At 37.3% G+C, this 19,042-nt stretch carries 12 protein-coding genes; 2 read left to right on the plus strand and 10 right to left on the minus strand.

The genetic code is table 11. The annotated features are described in order from the left end of the window. Nucleotides 1–649: 649 nt before the first annotated feature. The 3 genes from pyk to HT698_RS01355 form a co-directional block, all read right to left on the minus strand. Nucleotides 650–2,155 (minus strand): pyruvate kinase, encoded by a 1,506-nt coding sequence (gene pyk / locus HT698_RS01345; protein ID WP_112443566.1) that lies wholly within the window; start codon nucleotides 2,153–2,155, stop codon nucleotides 650–652. Between the two features lie 58 nt (nucleotides 2,156–2,213). Then, nucleotides 2,214–3,221: a 6-phosphofructokinase gene (pfkA, locus tag HT698_RS01350; RefSeq protein WP_173217529.1), complete on the minus strand. Its 1,008-nt coding sequence runs from the start codon at nucleotides 3,219–3,221 to the stop codon at nucleotides 2,214–2,216. Nucleotides 3,222–3,303: 82 nt separating this feature from the next. Next, the gene (locus HT698_RS01355) at nucleotides 3,304–6,405 is read right to left on the minus strand and encodes a DNA polymerase III subunit alpha (protein WP_173217531.1); all 3,102 of its coding nucleotides are present in this window, start codon (nucleotides 6,403–6,405) and stop codon (nucleotides 3,304–3,306) included. 347 nt (nucleotides 6,406–6,752) lie between these two features. Between HT698_RS01355 and HT698_RS01360 the strand changes: the two genes are divergently transcribed. Both HT698_RS01360 and HT698_RS01365 read left to right on the plus strand, forming a co-directional pair. Next, nucleotides 6,753–9,026 (plus strand): Xaa-Pro dipeptidyl-peptidase, encoded by a 2,274-nt coding sequence (locus HT698_RS01360; protein WP_173217533.1) that lies wholly within the window; start codon nucleotides 6,753–6,755, stop codon nucleotides 9,024–9,026. Between the two features lie 16 nt (nucleotides 9,027–9,042). Next, nucleotides 9,043–9,513: an arginine repressor gene (locus tag HT698_RS01365; RefSeq protein ID WP_001043011.1), complete on the plus strand. Its 471-nt coding sequence runs from the start codon at nucleotides 9,043–9,045 to the stop codon at nucleotides 9,511–9,513. Between the two features lie 527 nt (nucleotides 9,514–10,040). On the opposite strand, the gene HT698_RS01370 is transcribed toward HT698_RS01365, so the two are convergent. From HT698_RS01370 to HT698_RS01400, 7 genes are all read right to left on the minus strand, one after another. Continuing rightward, nucleotides 10,041–13,391 (minus strand): DEAD/DEAH box helicase family protein, encoded by a 3,351-nt coding sequence (locus HT698_RS01370; RefSeq protein WP_173217537.1) that lies wholly within the window; start codon nucleotides 13,389–13,391, stop codon nucleotides 10,041–10,043. 29 nt (nucleotides 13,392–13,420) lie between these two features. After that, the gene (locus tag HT698_RS01375) at nucleotides 13,421–14,527 is read right to left on the minus strand and encodes a restriction endonuclease subunit S (protein WP_173217539.1); all 1,107 of its coding nucleotides are present in this window, start codon (nucleotides 14,525–14,527) and stop codon (nucleotides 13,421–13,423) included. Between the two features lie 33 nt (nucleotides 14,528–14,560). Continuing rightward, a complete protein-coding gene (xerA, locus tag HT698_RS01380; RefSeq protein ID WP_023936148.1) occupies nucleotides 14,561–15,526 on the minus strand; it encodes a site-specific tyrosine recombinase/integron integrase in 966 nt (321 codons plus the stop codon). Between the two features lie 117 nt (nucleotides 15,527–15,643). Beyond that, entirely contained in the window at nucleotides 15,644–16,057 is a 414-nt protein-coding gene (locus HT698_RS01385) for a type II toxin-antitoxin system death-on-curing family toxin (RefSeq protein ID WP_023941843.1), read from the minus strand. Continuing rightward, entirely contained in the window at nucleotides 16,054–16,290 is a 237-nt protein-coding gene (locus HT698_RS01390) for an AbrB family transcriptional regulator (RefSeq protein ID WP_000260605.1), read from the minus strand. The genes HT698_RS01385 and HT698_RS01390 overlap by 4 nt, the downstream gene beginning before the upstream one ends. Before the next feature lie 59 nt (nucleotides 16,291–16,349). Further along, entirely contained in the window at nucleotides 16,350–17,414 is a 1,065-nt protein-coding gene (locus tag HT698_RS01395) for a restriction endonuclease subunit S (RefSeq protein WP_173217541.1), read from the minus strand. A gap of 12 nt (nucleotides 17,415–17,426) precedes the next feature. Beyond that, on the minus strand, nucleotides 17,427–18,920 hold the full coding sequence (locus HT698_RS01400) for a class I SAM-dependent DNA methyltransferase (protein WP_173217543.1): 1,494 nt from the start codon (nucleotides 18,918–18,920) through the stop codon (nucleotides 17,427–17,429). Nucleotides 18,921–19,042: the final 122 nt, after the last annotated feature.

Below are 19,042 nucleotides of genomic sequence, written 5' to 3' on the forward strand. Positions count from 1 at the left end.
TACATTTCAAAAAAAGAATAAGTGAGCTAAAGCAGATTAGATTTTGTGAAACAATAGTGATATGTCAATTTAGAGAAAGGCATTTAAGATCACTTTTCAAAAGGCAAATACTAAACTAGCGAAACCGATAAATCAGCCCCTTAGTTCCCATATTTTCAGGCACACACTCCTTAGTACACTAGCTATAGTGGTTAGAGTGGAACACAAAGACGCTAAAACAATAAATAATATCTGCACTCACGTAAGTAAAAGAATGGAGCAAGCTGCTTTGGAGGTTTTAAATACCATATCATTAAATCAAAAATATATCAGATCGAATCTAGACAAGTACATTACGATTGCTAAAACATTTGTAGAAATTCATTTGACTTTCCTAATCAATTTGTGCATATCTTATTTCATACTCAATGAAAATCAAAGAGCAAACTAGGAAGCTAGCCGCAGGCTGCTCAAAATACTGTTTTGAGGTTGTAGATAAGACTGACAAAGTCAGTCACATATATACGGCAAGGCGACGCTGACGTGGTTTGAAGAGATTTTCGAAGAGTATCAATCCATTATGAAAGTTTTGCCTCTTTCTTACCCTCTATACAAAAAAAGCCTATCACACAAGCTCTAAAGCTGGATATGATAGGTTTTTATATTTTTCTTAACGTACTGTGCGGATACGCATTGTATTTGTACGAACAGCTTCTCCTACTGGTACACCAGCAACGATAACGATATCATCGCCTGACTCAACGAGACCTGCTTCTACCGCTTTACGTTCAGCGATTTCAAACATATCGTCAGTTGAAGATGGAGCATCTGTCAACATTGGGATAACACCCCAGTTCAACATCAAGCCACGTTCTGTCAATTCATCAAATGTCAATGCCAAGATGTCAGCATTTGGACGATATTTAGAAATCAAACGTGCAGTGTGACCTGTCTTAGTAAGAGTTACAACCAATTTAATGTCCATTGAGTTAGTAGCATCTTTAACAGCTGAAGCCATTACTTCTGTCTTAGAGTTACGCTCAAATGAATCTGAATCCAAACGTCCGTATTCATTAAGAAGAGTTTGAGCGTTCTTGTCGATTGTAGCCATTGTAGTTACTGACTCGAGTGGGTATTTACCGTTTGCAGACTCACCTGAAAGCATTGTTGCGTCAGTTCCGTCGATAACAGCGTTAAATACGTCTGATACTTCTGAACGAGTTGCACGTGGTTTTTCAGTCATTGTTTCAAGCATGTTTGTTGCAGTGATAACAACTTTACCTGCAGCATTGACTTTAGTGATGATCATTTTTTGGTAAACTGGAACCATTTCGAATGGTACTTCGATACCCATGTCACCACGAGCGATCATGATACCATCAGCAGCTTCGATGATTTCATCCAAGTTATCGATACCTTGTTGGTTTTCGATTTTAGCGAACAATTGAACGTGTCCGTTTCCAGTTTCTTCACAGATTGCACGAACTTCGTTCACGTCTTTTGCAGTACGTACGAATGAAATCGCGATGAAGTTGATACCTTGTTCAAGACCGAAACGGATATCGTCGTTATCGCGTTCAGCAAGAGCTGGGAAAGGAATTTTAGTGTTAGGAATGTTCACACCTTTTTGTTTAGCAATTACGCCATCATTTTCAACTTCAACTTCAAACTCACGAGTTGCGTCATCTTTAGCAACCACACGAAGACCAAGTTTACCATCGTCAACCAACACTTGACGACCAACTTCAACATCATCATAGATATCAAGAGCACCAGCAACGTTCAATGCAATCACTTCACGAGTTGATTTGATTCCTTGTTTAGTTGCAACACGGATTTTTTCACCAGTTTTGTATGAATATTCTTTAGCTTCACCTTCGAACAATTCTGTACGGATTTCAGGTCCTTTTGTATCAAGAAGGAAACCAACTTTTTTACCTGCAAGTTTTTCAGCAAGTTTAACAGTTGCCATACGCTCACCTTGTTCTTGGTGGTCACCGTGTGAGAAGTTGAAACGGAATGTGTTAGCACCAGCTTCAATCAATTTAGCAATGTTTTTAGCTGAAGCTTCAACATCAAGTTTTTCACCCCAGTATCCGTCATCACCGAATTTTTTACCACCACGGATTTCTACCGCAGGACCCAAAGTTGCAACGATTTTTACACGTTTGTTCATGATTTTTTGTGACTCCTTTATATATATGACCTTTTGGTCTTATTAACTAAATTATGAATTATGACAAGCAATTGTTCAATTGTGACAGGTCAAGATCAGCTTTGTGTGGATTATTTACAATAATCTTACCGTCTGCTGCCAAACTAAACAATGCTCCTTCTTCTGCAGTACCAAGAATTGGATTTTCAACCATTTTTTCGTTACGAATACCTACCGCAACACCACCGATACCTTTTTTAAGAAGTTTAACAGCATGGGCACCCATACGTGACGCCAATACACGGTCACGCGCAGTTGGAGAACCACCACGTTGAATATGTCCAAGTTCTGTCACACGAAGATCGGTCGTATCTCCAGCTTCTTTTAGTTTTTGAGCAAATTCATCTGCTGACATCACACCCTCTGCCAAAACGATGATATTGTGTCTTTTACCACATTCATAGCCAGCTTTGATACTTGCTACGATATCTTCAATTTTGAAGTCTTCTTCAGGGATGATAATTTCATCAGCACCAGTTGCGATACCAGCCCAAAGAGCGATATCACCAGCGTTACGCCCCATAACTTCGATGACAAAAGTACGACGGTGACTTAATGATGTATCACGAATCTTATCGATAGCGTCCATAGCAGTCGTAACCGCTGTGTCAAAACCGATTGTGAAGTCAGTACCAACGATATCGTTATCAATTGTACCTGGAAGACCGATAGCTGGGAAACCATGCTCAGTCAAACGCATAGCACCGTGGTAAGATCCGTCACCACCGATAACAACTACACCTTCAATTCCGTGTTTTTTCAATTGCTCAATCCCTTTAAGTTGCCCTTCAAGTTGAGCGAACTCTGGGTAACGAGCTGAGTGAAGGAAAGTACCACCACGAGAAATGATGTTTCCTACTGAAGCCGCATTTAAGGGATGAATTTCACCGTCAACCATACCAGCATATCCGTCATAGATACCAAACACTTCCATTCCTTCTGAAATTGCTTGACGAACAACTGCACGGATAGCAGCGTTCATACCAGGGGCGTCTCCACCACTAGTCAAAACAGCAATACGTTTCATATTGGTTTATGCTCCTTTTTCTTTTAACATTCTTCTTGATTATACCACATTTGATTTTAAAATTCTTCTATTTTCCGTATTTTTAGCGATAAATCGTTTTCATAACGATTTCATTCAACTTCGCTTCTAATTCATTGGATTTAGCTACAAAATGATGGGAAGAAACGATTGTTTTCTGTTCCTCTTCATACCTGATGATGACTGGGATTTGGCCTTTATATTGGTCTAAAATACGTGAAATTTCTTGATCCGATTTATGATTTTTCACCTGTATCCAAAAGCGTTCAGCAACTGCTTCTCTTATTTCTTGTGCAATCATTTGCAGACGGCCATCACGTGACTGGATTTTTCCTTTTATATAGTAGAAGGCTCCCTCTTTTATTTCCTGCCCAATCTGACGATATAAGTCTGAAAAGAGAGTAACATCCAATTTTTTTTTACTATCATCTACCTGTAAGAAAGCCATATTTTCACCCTTTTTGGTACGAATTACTTTTATTTTCTGAACTTCAACCAAAATAATAGCGTAGCTATTTTCTGATAAATTTCCGATTGGGGTAATCGGGTAAATAGCTTTACTTGCGATAGTTTGTAGGGGATGTTTGCTAACACCTATCCCTAAAAGCTCTTGTTCCATATAGAATTTTTCTTGCTCTGTCCAATCTTCCGATTCCTGCCAACTATAAATAGTATCTCCAAACAAACTTCCTAACTCTTTCACAAATTCAAATAGATTAACTAAATTATTGAATACTTTTTGACGATTTTTTTCAAATAAATCGAAAAGACCAACTTTTACCAAAGGTTCTAGCAGAGGAAGTTTCAAATAATTTTCAGGTAATTTAGCTATAAAATCTTCAATGTTAGAATAGGGTCTGTTTTCAAGAATCCATAGAGCCAGATCCTTGCTGACTCCCTTAATCGATTTCAATCCCAGATAGATGGACTTGTTGGCAATTTTATCGTGATAGGGAATGGTGTTGATGGACAGAGGCGCCACTTCAAAGCCTGCTTCTAAGGCATCTGTTAGGTAATCACTGTTGGCGGAATTCAACATGACCTGATAAAAAATGGCTGGATAATGCGTTTTGAAATAAGCCAACTGGAAGGCCAAGGCTGAGTAGGCATAGGCGTGAGATCTATTAAATCCATAACCTGCAAACTTCTCCATAACATCAAAAACCTGCTCTGCTTTTTCCGCAGTATGTCCAGCTTCTAAAGAACCTTGAATAAAGGAAGCCCTCATCTCATGCATGGCAGAGGCATCCTTTTTCCCCATAGCCCGACGCAAAATATCGGCTTTCCCTAGACTAAATCCGGCAAATCGCTGGGCAACCTGCATAACCTGCTCCTGATAGAGCATTATGCCGTAGGTTGGAGCCAAAATATCCTCCAGTACTGGATCCAGAACCGTCACTTCTTCCTGACCATGCTTTCTTGCCACAAAATTATTGATATAGTCACTAGCACCTGGTCGATTTAGGGAAGTAGTTGCTACGACATCTTCAAAACAGACTGGTTGCACACGTTTGAGTAGGCGAATGGCACCAGGTTGTTCAAATTGAAAGATACCTTTTGTATTTCCAGAGGCAAATAAAGCTAACGTTTCTTTGTCTTCCAAATCAATCTCGTTGATAACTATCTTAACACCTTCTGTTTCAGCAAGCAATTCTTGCATCTTCTGGACAAAGGTCAGATTTCGTAGTCCCAGAAAGTCCATTTTCAAAAGCCCACTAGCTTCAACTCCATGAGCATCATACTGAGTCAATGGAATTTCGTCACCATGCTTTAGAGGGATGTAGTTGGTCAAATCTTGGTCGCTAATCACAACACCAGCCGCATGGACAGAAGTTTGTCTTGGATAGCCCTCAATCTTGCAAGCAATTTCAAAGGCTTTTTGGTATTCTAACTTACTATTGATTTGCTGACGAAACTGGAGATTGCCCTCATAGGCCGACTTAAGATTGTCCCGAAAACTGATTTTCTTAGTAATTGCAGATAATTCATACTCGGGCACACCAAAGCGTTTCAAGACATCACGCAGAGCTTGCTTGGCACCAAAGGTAGAAAAAGTAACGATTTGTGCCGCATGTTTACTACCATATTTATTACCAACATATCTGATAAAATCTGGACGATAAATATCTGGAATATCAATATCAATATCAGGCATGGTATAGCGTTCACGATTGAGGAAACGTTCAAAAATCAGATTTTTCTCTACTGGGTCAATCCCTGTAATGTCTAAAGCATAGGAAACCAAGCTACCAACTGCGGAACCTCGTCCCATTCCCATATAATAGCCATTCGAACGTCCAAAACGCAATAAATCCCAAACAACCAAGAAATAATCATCAAAGCCCATATCATGAATAACAGCCAATTCTTGGTCTAGACGGTCTTGATATTCTTTACCAGTTAACCCCTTCTGAGCAAGCCCCAATTCAGCACGTTCTCTCAATTCTTCTACTGCTGGTCTAGCTGGATTAAAACGAGGCAATTTTAGACTAGTATCCAAGTCATAAGAAATACCTGAAATCAGCTTTTCTAAGTTTTCCAAGGCTTGCGGAAATCGTTCTTGGAATAATTTCTCTAAAGAACTTGCTGATATAAAAACATCTTGTCGCGAGCGCAAAGGGACTTCTCTGAGCGGTAGGTTTTCTTTAATCGCTGTTAGCACTTGCAGAACTTCTCTATCCCTACTTTCAAAGGCATTGACTCGATAAAGTGGTAAGATAGGATGATGAAATTCGCTTGTCAGTGTTTCTGGATAAACCCCAATATAATAATCATATCCTAGATTTAGCGACTCAATCTCTTCAAAATAAGGCACAATGACTGCAATATCCTCCAGATACTGGGACAGGACTGACCAACTTTTCTCCCCTCGCATCTTGGCTGTTGAAAGCTTCATCAACTGCTGATAGCCTACACTAGATAGAGCTAAAAAGCGCAAATTCACATCTTTGTCATCTACAAACACAGTCATTTCAAGCCCTAACAAAGGATGAATGCCATATTTTTTTGTAACCTCTAGAAAGTCAAAAGCACCATAAAGATTGTCAATATCCATCATAGCCAAATGAGTGTAGCCGTATTCTTTAGCTGCTCTCACATACTTGTCAATCGAAATGACGCTCTCCATAAAACTATAGACTGTTTTTGTATCTAGTTGTGCGATCAATTTACACTTCTCCTCTATCCTTCTCACTATATTATACCATTTTCACATATAAAAGGCTTCTCTTGAGAAAAATTTCATCAGCTTACTAATTTACTTTCTATTCATTTGTATTTTTTGTCATCGTTTTTTATATTTATACTATATTATATATAAAAATAGAAAACATATAATATAAATCTCCTAGAATTTTTATATTATACCTATTACGTCTATTATTACACTGTTCTCTATATTGAATTTAGCACTTTATTCATTTTTATTGGATTATTTCCTTTTACAGTTAACAATTCCCTTTCTGCTTTTTTTTTGATATAATAACCTTAACTATCATTCTATATGGAGGTTCTATGCGTTTTAATCAATATAGTTATGTCACTTTCCCAAAAGAAAATATCTTATCTGAACTAAAAAAATATGGCTTTGATTTACAAAACACAGCCAATCCCAAGGAATTACTGGAAACTTTTTTACGTCGTTTCTTTTTCACTTATGAGAACACCGACTATCCACTCTCCTGCTTAGCTATAGATAAAGAAACTAACATATTAACTTTTTTCAAAACTGACAAAGACTTGACCGCAGATATTTTTTATACTGTCGCCTTTCAACTTTTAGGCTTTTCTTATTTGATTGACTTCGAAGACAGTGAAGCTTTTCGTAAAGAGACTGGATTTCCTATTGTATACGGTGACTTGATTGAAAATCTCTATCAGTTACTCAATACTCGCACCAAAAAGGGGAATACCCTGATTGATCAGCTGGTAAGCGACGGTCTTATCCCTGAGGATAATGACTATCACTACTTTAACGGCAAGAGTTTGGCTACTTTTTCTAGCCATGATGTCATTCGTGAAGTCGTTTACGTTGAGTCTCGTGTCGATACTGACCAAAAAGGCTTACCAGATCTAGTCAAGGTTAGCATTATTCGTCCACGTTATGAGGGGCAAATCCCTGCCATCATGACAGCCAGCCCTTATCATCAGGGAACAAATGACAAGGCAAGCGATAAGGCTCTCTACAAGATGGAGGGCGAGCTTGAGGTGAAACCTGCTCATAAGATTGAACTAGAGGAACCTCAACTCAATCTCGTCCAACCCCAAGGTCAAGCTGAACTTGTGTCAGAAGCTGAGGAAAAGCTAAGTCACATCAACTCTAGCTATACACTCAACGACTACTTCCTCCCACGAGGTTTTGCCAATCTCTATGTTTCAGGTGTTGGTACCAAAGACTCTACTGGTTTCATGACTAATGGAGACTACCAGCAAATCGAGGCTTATAAAAATGTCATCGATTGGCTAAATGGCCGTTGCCGTGCCTTTACCGACCATACGCGCCAGCGTCAAGTCAAGGCTGACTGGTCAAATGGAAAAGTAGCCACAACTGGAATTTCTTATCTAGGTACCATGTCCAATGGTCTGGCGACTACAGGTGTCGATGGTTTAGAAGTCATCATTGCCGAGGCTGGAATTTCTTCATGGTACAACTACTACCGAGAAAACGGTCTGGTAACTAGCCCAGGTGGCTATCCAGGTGAGGACTTTGACTCCCTTGCTGAACTAACCTACTCTCGTAATCTCTTGGCTGGCGACTATATCCGTGGCAATGAAGCTCACCAAGCTGACTTAGAAAAAGTAAAGGAACAACTGGATCGCAAGACCGGCGACTATAACCAGTTTTGGCATGACCGCAATTATCTGCTCAATGCCCATAAAGTAAAGGCAGAGGTTGTCTTTACCCATGGTTCTCAGGATTGGAATGTTAAACCACTTCATGTTTACCAGATGTTCCATGCTCTTCCTACTTATATACACAAGCATCTCTTTTTCCATAATGGGGCCCATGTTTACATGAACAACTGGCAGTCCATTGACTTCCGTGAGTCCATGAATGCTTTGTTGACAAAGAAATTACTGGGACAAGATACAGATTTCCAACTTCCTACTCTTATCTGGCAGGACAATACAGCCCCTCAGACTTGGTTATCACTTGATACCTTCGGTGAGCAAGATAACTTTGAAACCTTCTCACTTGGTCAAGAAGAGCAAGCTATTCAAAACCAGTACCCAGATAAGGATTTTGAGCGCTATGGTAAAACCTACCAAACCTTCAATACAGAACTCTATCAAGGGAAAACAAATCAAATTACTATTGACCTTCCTGTGACCAAAGATCTTCACTTGAACGGTCGCGCTCAGCTTAATCTTCGTATCAAATCCAGTACAAACAAGGGGCTCTTATCAGCCCAACTACTGGAACTTGGTCAAAAGAAATACCTACAATCTTATCCAGCTATTTTAAGTGCTAAAACCATTGATAATGGACGCTACCACATGTTGGAAAATCTCTGTGAACTGCCATTTAGAGCAGATGCACAACGAGTCGTGACAAAAGGCTACCTTAATTTACAAAATAGAACTGATCTACTGTTAGTAGAGGATATTACAGCAGATGAATGGATGGATGTGCAATTTGAACTACAACCTACTATTTACAAGTTAAAAGAAGGAGATACTCTTCGTTTAGTCCTCTATACTACTGACTTTGAAATCACCATACGTGACAATACCGACTACCACTTGACTGTCGACCTCACTCAGTCCACGCTTACCATACCTTGCTAAAAGGAGTTACATTATTATGAATAAATCAGAACACCGCCACCAACTCATACGCGCTCTTGTCGCAAAAAACAAGATTCATACACAGGCTGAATTACAGTCCCTTCTTGCTGAGAACGACATTCAAGTGACCCAGGCAACCCTCTCACGTGACATCAAAAATATGAACCTATCAAAAGTCCGCGAAGAAGATAATGCTTATTATGTTCTTAATAATGGTTCCATCTCAAAATGGGAAAAACGTTTGGAAAACTATATGGAAGATGCCCTCATCATGTTGCGACCTATTCAGCACCAAGTCCTACTCAAAACTCTTCCTGGTCTAGCACAATCATTCGCTACAATTATTGATGCTCTTGATTTCCAATATATTATCGCAACCCTTTGTGGTGATGATGTTTGCCTTATCATCTGTGAAGATACAGATGCTGCTCAAAAGTGCTTTGAAGAACTGAAAAAATTCGCCCCACCATTTTTCTTTGAAGAATAATAAATGACTACAACTAACAATTATGCTTTAAAAAAACCTGGTAGAAAGTCTTTAACATCAGAAAACGCATAGTATCAAGTGTTTAAAACCCTTGATACTATGCGTTTTGCTTTATCCTAGGAAGATTTATACTCTTCGAAAATCTCTTCAATCCGCGTCAACATCGCCTTGCCGTGGGTATGGTTACTGACTTCNNCTCAAAACAGTGTTTTGAGTAGCCTGCAGCTAGTTTCCTAGTTTGCTCTTTGATTTTCACTGAGTATTCCTTCATTTTCTCCTGCAATTGAATTCTTGCTCGGCTTTTTGTTTTCTATTTCTTTAAAATCAAAGTAGCTCTTTTGTTAATAACTCGATCAACAAACATCGTGGTATAAGTATCTACTTTGAAATTTATCAGCCACTTAACAACTGATACTGTATTCTAGGAAAACGATGACATTCTTCCTAATAAAACTTCTCATATATAACATAAATTTCTACTCTTTTTAATTTTAAATGAGTCTCAAGCATGGCAATCATTTTAGAATTTAAGCCGCTTCTCCAGCTCGATTATTGATGAGCTCAATGGTTTGAACAATATTACGAAGTACTGGTAGTTGGTGTTGAAAGAGTAGCTGAACAGATCCATAAGATTTAAACGGCTCTTGCGTTAACACTTTCGTCTCTAAAAAACCATTTTCTACAATGTAGTCTACAATCAATTTTACAAATGAAATCTGCCTAGCATTAAGGTTCTCATCCGACAAAAATTTAGAAAAAATACGATTGGCAGACTCTCTATCTAAGCCAATAATCTCACGAACCAATCTCGGAATTGCCTTATTTTCATAATGATGTTGGTAGTCTGATTTGCTACCTAATTTTTCCCAGAGCAATTTTTCAAGTGCAAGCATATCATCAGATGTCAACTTTTTATTATGGTATAGCTTAGAAATGGACTCTTCATCCAGATGAGTTTTCAAGTAATGCTCAACTTTTTCATTATAAGATCGAAGATCGTTGACCTGCAAAAATGCTGTGGTCTCGTGAACAGTGGAGAGTATACGATCTTCAAAGTTAACATAGTAGGGTTTACGGTCTGTTTTATCCAAAAACTGTAATAAATCTCGAATAGCAAGACGAATTTTTTCCAAATCAGACAAGCTAACTTCTTTCCAAAATTCAGGCTCCTGTACTTTCCTGATAATTTCAGCCTGCTCAAAAACCTGCGGAATATTACCAATAGCAGAAAGAGCTCTAGCCGTCTTCATCACTTGGGAAATATGAACAGCGGAAGATTTAGCTGTCAGTTGCCCCAACTGAATATGAAGCAAGCACAGATCAAATCTCCTCGCCATCTCATCTTCTTTATCTTCATCAAATAAAAGCGGAGAGAGATTTTTTTGAATGGTCTCACTTGTAACAGCAGTTAGATTCTGCCAACTTTCCAATTTCCTATAGCTATAAACTGTATCTAAAACCATACGAACCCTGAAGTCCAACTCATTTAAGCTCTCTATACGACCTTGAAGTTCTGAAACAAGCTCCTGACGGTATGCTCTAGCAAACTGATCTTCTTGGTATTGGAGTCCCTGAAGTTCTCGAATCAAGTCCACTTTGATATTAAATAAACGCTGACTCAACGAAACAATGTGACGCCCCTCTCCATCTCTTGGATCTGCACGAAAATAATCAAAATTGTCCCCATAATCAAATACCAAGAAGTTTTCCTTATCCTGCTCAGGTCCAAATAAATCTTTACATAGACGGGTTCCTCGACCAATCATCTGCCAAAACTTAGTTTTAGAGCGTACTTTCTTGAAGAAGACTAAATTAACAACCTCTGGTACATCAATACCTGTATCTAACATATCGACAGAAATCGCAATTTGAGGATACTTCTCCTTAATTTTAAAATCATCAATCAAGGTCTGATAATGCTTAATACTATAATCAATCACCTGAGCATAGTCGCTCTCTTTTTCAGGATAGCGGTTGTTAAAAATACCTCTGATATATTCCGCATGATCATGATTTTTAGCAAAAATAATAGTTTTACCAATTTCATCACCCGAGGCTGTCTGAATTCCTCTTGTCATGAGTTCATTTAAAACAATTTCTACTGTACTTTTATTGAAAATAAAGGAATTAAACACACTCCCATCAATATCTTTTTCACAGCTATCGTCTTCAAATTTGCTATCAAAATGTTCCTTTTCTTCTTCGGACAAATCATCATAATGTAGACCATCCGTAGGTAGTTTCAGTTTGGTTTCGATAGAATGATAGGCTACTAAATATCCGTCTTTAACAGCCTCTTCCAAATCATATGCATATGTTGGAACACCATTCTCCAAATTAAAGAATCCATAGGTGTTTTTATCTAAATCTTGACGCGGAGTAGCTGTTAAGCCTACAATCCTTGCATCAAAATAATCAAAAATGGACTTGTATTTCTGATAAATAGAACGGTGAGATTCGTCAATTATGATAAGGTCAAAATGCCCAACAGTGAAAGGACGTTGATTTACTTCTTCTTGACCACTAATCGCTCCAATCATAGTCGGATAAGTTGAAAAGACCATGCGACTTGATTGAGCTCCTTCTTTATCTTCTAAGAAGTTACAAACGGAAAGATCTGGGAGTAATTTCCTAAACGAATCATAGGCTTGCTTAACCAAGGAAGTTCTATCGGCTAAGAAGAGAACGTTTTTTACCCAGTTATGACGTGATAAGATATCAACTAGAGAAACTGCTGTACGAGTTTTCCCAGCCCCAGTTGCCATAACCAAAAGTGCCTGTCTACGATGATTAGAGAAAGCTTCACAAACGCTTGCAATCGCATGTTTTTGGTAGTGACGCCCGGAAATATCGTCCCTAATTTTACTAGAAATATCCTCAAGTGGTTTTTGAAGATGACGTCTATCCATCACTAATTGCAATTCTTCTTGAGAGTAAAAGCCTGCAATCTGGCGGCGGTTTGGACCATCAAGTATATAGTGCTTCAAGCCATTTGTAATAAAGCAAATTGGCTGATAGCCGATATATTTCTCCAGAGCTTCAGCATATTCTTTGACCTGTACTTCCCCTACTTCTGGATTGACAGAGGCTTTTTTAGCCTCCACAATCGCTAAAATTTTCCCATTTTTACCATAAAGTACATAGTCACAGTAACCAATTCCTGAACCGTGCTTGAGACCATCAACAGCTATCTCAACACGACAGTTTTCTTCAAATATCCATCCTGCTAGACGGAGATCGATATCAATAAAGAGCTTTCTTGTCTCTGCCTCAGATAATTGATCAATATGGAAAGGCACATCTTGCCGTTGCGCTGCAGTCTCACGTTTTTCAGTATAAGTCTCTTGAACTTCTACGGACTGAGCAGCCATCTGTTCATGAAAATCAGGCAGTTCTGGTAAACTGTCTTGTAACTTTATCATAGATTGTGGAGTTTCTCGGTATTTGATGTTTGCTGAAAGTGGTAAGCACTTCTCATCAAAATAACGCTCCACAAACTCATTGCTGTAACAATAATCGATAAAATTAACAAACTGATACAAATGATGCAAAGCTAAAATAGCTTCTCGTTCCTTAATTTCACCACCATGAGCAGCATGGTTTCCCCACCGAATCAACAGAACTATCTGCTTGTGGAGTTCAGAATCTACGATATCCCTAAAATCATCATCCCATACTAAAGAAGATAGAGTAGCACGATAGGGAGCTTCTAAATATGAATCGTGACTATATATCCAATGGACAGCCTGCTCTAAAGCACGACGCGCCATAAAGGCAGTAGCCACAGTTGATGTAGCAATCATATTCTCAGCTTCAATGCAAGGTTTTGAAAAAGATTCATATTCGTCATTTTTTAAAAGAAAGCTAAAATTTCCCATTTTTTTCTCACTTTAAACAAATAGTTTAGCTATATTATACTAAATTTCAAGCTATTTCTCCACACTTTTATAGCTATCTCACAAGCAAATTGTGATTTGTCGACTTGGGCTACAAAGTCTGCGAACTCATTTTGGAGGGCTAGTGGGGGGAAAATCAGTTCAAAATTTTTAATCAGTTGACCGTTTAAATTAGGTTGATTTCCTCCTCGTCCAAGTTCTCGTAATTCGCTATACCTTAGCATTAATTGATGCCAAATAAAAACTGGATTGTCTATTTTATTTGGAAATATAGCCCCACATGCTTGGTTGCTAGTAGATTCAACTTTGAGGATTGCACTTCTTCCTCTTGTTTGTCCTTGACCATACATAGCAATTAATATTGTATTAACTGGAAAAAGTTTAAGAGATGTATTTTCTAAAGCAAATTTTGTAATTTTTTCCTCAGTTTCCGTAATTTCTCTATTTATTACCTCAGTTGTTTTTACCCAATTAATCGTTCCGCTATCCCAATATAATTTATTATCTCTTGATGGTGTACTTCCACTAGAAACTTCAAATTTTTCACCTATTTTATATTTGGGGAATAATGTAGTATAAAAATCCCCAAACATCTCGTTAAATCGGGATTTTACAAGTAGATTAAGCTCTTCAAGTTGTTCTTGTCTCCTTAAAATCAGCTTGCTTAACAAATCCAGCTCACTTGCAATTTTTTGTTGCTCTCCCAAATTTGTATATGGAACCATAATATTATCAAAATATTTTTTAGTTAAATGTTTCATTGTGGAACCATGAGTATGTTTTACAGCATCTTGTAAACCTTTTTCAACAACATATTTAAAATACGATTTATCTATATCTATCTTATCAAAAACCACTTTAAAAATGTGCTGATTTAACACTGCGGATCTTCCACACCACTGAAAAATCCCTAATGTACCCGACCACGAAATAAGGATATCACCAGCTTCAACAATGTATTTTTTATCAATCGTACCCGAATAATAATTTATCCCTTTTGAAGTTTTAGTCAGATTCTGTATTCTGATAATCTCTTTCCCTTCAGATGACCAATCTTGAGGTTTAAAAGCATAGCCATTGATAAAAGTAGCCACTTGCCCTAATTTCACTTTCTTCATGCAACCACCTCCTCGGAATATCGGGATTTGCTTTTAAGAGATGAATTTTTGGTGTGAATGCTTGACATTATTTTGATTGACCATGGCATAGGCCAGGGTTGTGTCAATCTTGCTATGACCTAGCAGTTTTTGGACTTGCTCGATAGGCATACCTTTATCAATTGCCTTAGTCGCTAAAGTTCTTCTGAACTTATGTGGGTGAACCTTTTGTATACCGAGTTTGTCTCCTAACTTTCTTAAGCGAATCTCTACACCAGCAATTCCAAGCCTCTGGACTTTTCCAACTAACGTTACAAAAAGAGCAGGGTGACTATCTTTTCTGTCGTTAAGATAGTTTCTTAAATGAATTTTCGTACGAGCGTCAAAATATACTGGTCTCTCCTTCTTTCCTTTACCAAAGACAACACACTCTCTGTTTTCAAAATCAATATCTGAACGATTCAACTGTACAAGCTCCCCTACACGCATACCTGTCGATGCTAGTAGGTCTATTATTGCCAAATCTCTCAAATTTTCACAGTTATCGCGCATAATTTCCAAATGTTCATCAGTATAAGTTTCCTTCACATTTTGCTCAGTCTTAATTTTCTTTATCCGTCGAATGGGATTTTTAATGATATATTCCTCTTGCTCAAGCCAAGCAAAAAAAGAAGACAATATACGCCTAATATTGTCTAAATTCGCCTTACTACAATCCTTTTCAGACTGGTAATTTGCTAAATAACTCCTTAAATCATCTGTTGTGAGTTGTGTCACAGACTCCTTAATACCATTAAACAAGTTTTCAATCGTCCTCTGGTAATAACGAATTGTTTTTGAGCTACAGCCCTCTACCTGCTTGGCGGTAATAAATAGTTGCAACAGGTTATTATTCGAATACTTCTGCTGCTTTTTTCCGTCTACTAGATGATGTTCTAAACTCTCTCTCAACGCTAGTAATTGTTCATTATTTAAAAGAGGTAACATTTCTTGCATGATAATTGTAACTTTTGATTCCATAATTTCTCACTTTCTTATTCATCAATAAAAAGAGACAATATCAGTTTCTGCATTACAGAATTCTAATATTGTCTGTTCATTTATTTTCTTGTGCTCATTCAAATCCAGCATACTAGGTTACTTTTTGACCTTTTCTCTAACAGAATGTTCAGAAACCCATTTGGAGTAGCTTGTCATTTTTTCATCAGTTAAAGCTTCTACTGCGATGGTTACACACATTTTTACTGCTTCTTCTACCGTTACAGAAAAACGATAGCCGTTTAATTGTAAAAATTTGACCAAAACGAAGAAAGCAGTTCTTTTATTAGCATTAGCAAAAACATGCTTCTTTATCAATTGGACAAATAGTATCGTTGCTTTATCAAAAATTGTTGGATAAAGAGGCTTCCCAAAGACAAATTGTTCTGGTAAGTTCACAATCATATTTAAGGCAGAAGGACTAACTGTTTGAATTTTCTCATTTGGAGAATACCGTTGAATTGCTAAAGCATTTATTTTTTCAATTTGCTTTTCTGTCAGATAGATTGTCATTTTTCCACCAAAGCTTTGAAAACATCGTCGTATTCGTCAAATATTTTATCTAAATTTAAGTCAAAGGCATCATCAGATACATAAGAAACCTGCTGCCCCAATTCTTCAGGAGTAAAGATAATCTCACCACTTGGTAACAATTTCGCTTCGTATTTAACACCACTTGGAATATTAAATTCACTTGGAATCGTAATGGTGATTGAATTTCCTTGTTTTCTTGTTTTTACTACCATCTGATTTCCTCCTTTATTGTATTATAACAAATCATTACGGTAATTACAATGGCAGAATATCAGCCAAAATACTCCTGCATCAGAGATTTCTTCAAAGTTTCAAGTTCTTCCAGAGATTTTTGGATTGCCAATTGTGATTTGTCGACCTGGGCTACAAAGTCTGCGAACTCATTTTGGAGGGAAAGAGGGGGGAGAATATATTTCTGATTTTCTAATGGTTTTTGAGTTATCTTTGGTTGACCTGAGAAATCAGCAAATTTACTAAAATCAATTACTTTCATTAATTCTAATAAAAATACAAGATTAAAATCGGAATTCTTAAATTCTTTTATATATATAGCATTATCACTTATCCATACCTTACCGTAGGTAGTTCTTACATTACCGCAATATGCACCTACACGACCAATGATGATAGTAGGATTATCAATTAAATATTTTCGACTTTTCCAAGCAATGCCATTTCCACCATAGGCAGGATAACCTTCAAAAACTCTATCATGTTTATCAAGAAATTTTCCACTTGAAAATTTAAAACACTGTTGTCCCGTTTTTACTGCAAATTTCTTGTTATTATTTAAAGGATCCCCAAACATCTCGTTAAATCGGGATTTGACGAGCAAGTTTAGTTCATCTAACTGCAATTTTCTTTTAGTAATAAGCCTTTTAATCGTATTAAGAATACAGATAATGTTCTCTTGTTCCTCGATACCTAGCAATTCTAATTGTAAATCAAGTAATATATTCTTGTTTAAATGAGGAATTGTTGCCCCTGTTGAATGATCTCGTAAATACTGCGATTTACTTTCCAAAAAGACTCCCAAGTAATCTGATATAATTTTTTCTTTGTATCGCTCATTCTTTTTTAAGACCGTAATTGTACTACCAACAGCTCCCGATAACCCATAACCAACTGTTCCTGCATTAGCACCATCCCATGCTATCAGAATATCATCTGGGAGTGCTTCAGTCATATTTAAACTTTCAGTGAATTTTAAATTATTATTATTTCTTAAATCATCTATTTGAATATAACGTTGGCTTAGAGTTGTTTGTTCAGCAAGTACAGTGGCTTTCTTTCCTTTTTTTAGAGATAAGATTTCCCCCAACTTCACTTTTTTCATACAGCCACCTCCCTACTTGAGTAATTTTTCTAATTCAGCCAAGCCAGCTTGAATTTCTTTTTCTAAATCATTGATTTTCTTTAAGATGACCTCTGTTGGTTCATACTCAACTTTTTCATACTCAATCTCTTTATATTTATTGATAGACAAATCATAATCATTTTCCTTTATCTCATCAACTGTAACAAAGAAAGATTGATCCGTTCTCTGACGTTCTGCTTCTTTTTCAAGATGATGAAAGCGTTCGATAATATCTGGAATATCATTGTCGCTAATCGGTTGTCGCTTATCATCCAAACTTAAACCATCCGCTTTCATATCGTAAAACCAGACCTTGTCAGTACCACCATTGCCAGTTTTTGTAAAGATGAGAATGGCAGTTGAAACTCCAGCATAAGGCTTGAAAACACCACTAGGCATTGAGATTACAGCATCAAGCTTATGGTTCTCTACAATTTCCTGACGAATTCCTTTATGAGCTTTAGACGAACCAAAAAGAACACCATCAGGTACGATAACTGCTGCTCGTCCACCTGGTTTTAAAGTTCGCAAGAAAAGAGAAAGAAAGAGTAATTCTGTTTTTTTGGTTTTTACGGTTGCAAGAAGGTCATTAGAGGTTGAATTGTAGTCAAGTGAGCCCTTAAAAGGAGGATTTGCTAAAACCAAGGTATATTTATCGGCTTCTTCATTATCTTGAGACAGCGAGTCCAGGTAACTGATTTGTGGATTTTCTACTCCATGTAGCATCATGTTCATCGCCCCAAGTCTCAACATAGTCGTATCCGTATCATTTCCATGAAACATCTGATTATGAAAATGATTGATATTATCTGTATTGGTTTCCCATTCATATTTCTTACGCTTTAAGTAACGGCTAGCAGATACTAAGAAGCCAGCAGAACCCATAGCGGGATCTGAGATGATATCTTTGATGGTCGGTTGCATCAATTCAACCATCATATCGATGATGTGACGAGGTGTACGAAACTGTCCATTTTTACCTGCGGTCGACAATTTTGATAACAGATATTCATAGTTATCCCCGATATCAGTAATACTTTGTTTGTCATTATCAAAATCTACATCTAATCCCCTAGTTGGAAATGCATCTAAGATAGAAATTGCCTTTTGAAGCGTAGCAGGTTTATTTATTTGAAAAATAGCTTCTCGCATATATCGTGAAAAGGCTGTATCATCTGTATCCCCCTTGAGATTTTTAATAAACGGAAAAATCTCCTGAGTCATTAAACGATAAACTTCCTGAGCATCTCCTATATTTTTAAAAGTTGACCAACGGTATTCAGGTTTATCTTTTGGAAAAACTCCCTCATAAGGAATCCCTAAAAATTCAGCATCACTTTCACGTCCAAGCTCGACACTATCCAAATCTTTCATAAATAAGAGATAAGTCAACTGTTCAATATTTGTTAAAGGATTTGCATTTCCTTCTGTCCAAAGAATTTCCCACAACTGATCGATTTTATTTTTTAATTCGCCTGTAATCATATCTTCCCTTTTCTTTAGTTTTTAAAACTTAGTAATATCATTATTTTATCAGATTTCAAACAAAGCTTCAATTAACTATATCTATGCGTCACCTGAATATTTTAATAGACTTGTTTAGTATC

The sequence above is a fragment of the Streptococcus sp. 3109 genome, from assembly GCF_013276905.1.
In the GTDB taxonomy this organism is placed as follows: Bacteria; Bacillota; Bacilli; order Lactobacillales; family Streptococcaceae; genus Streptococcus.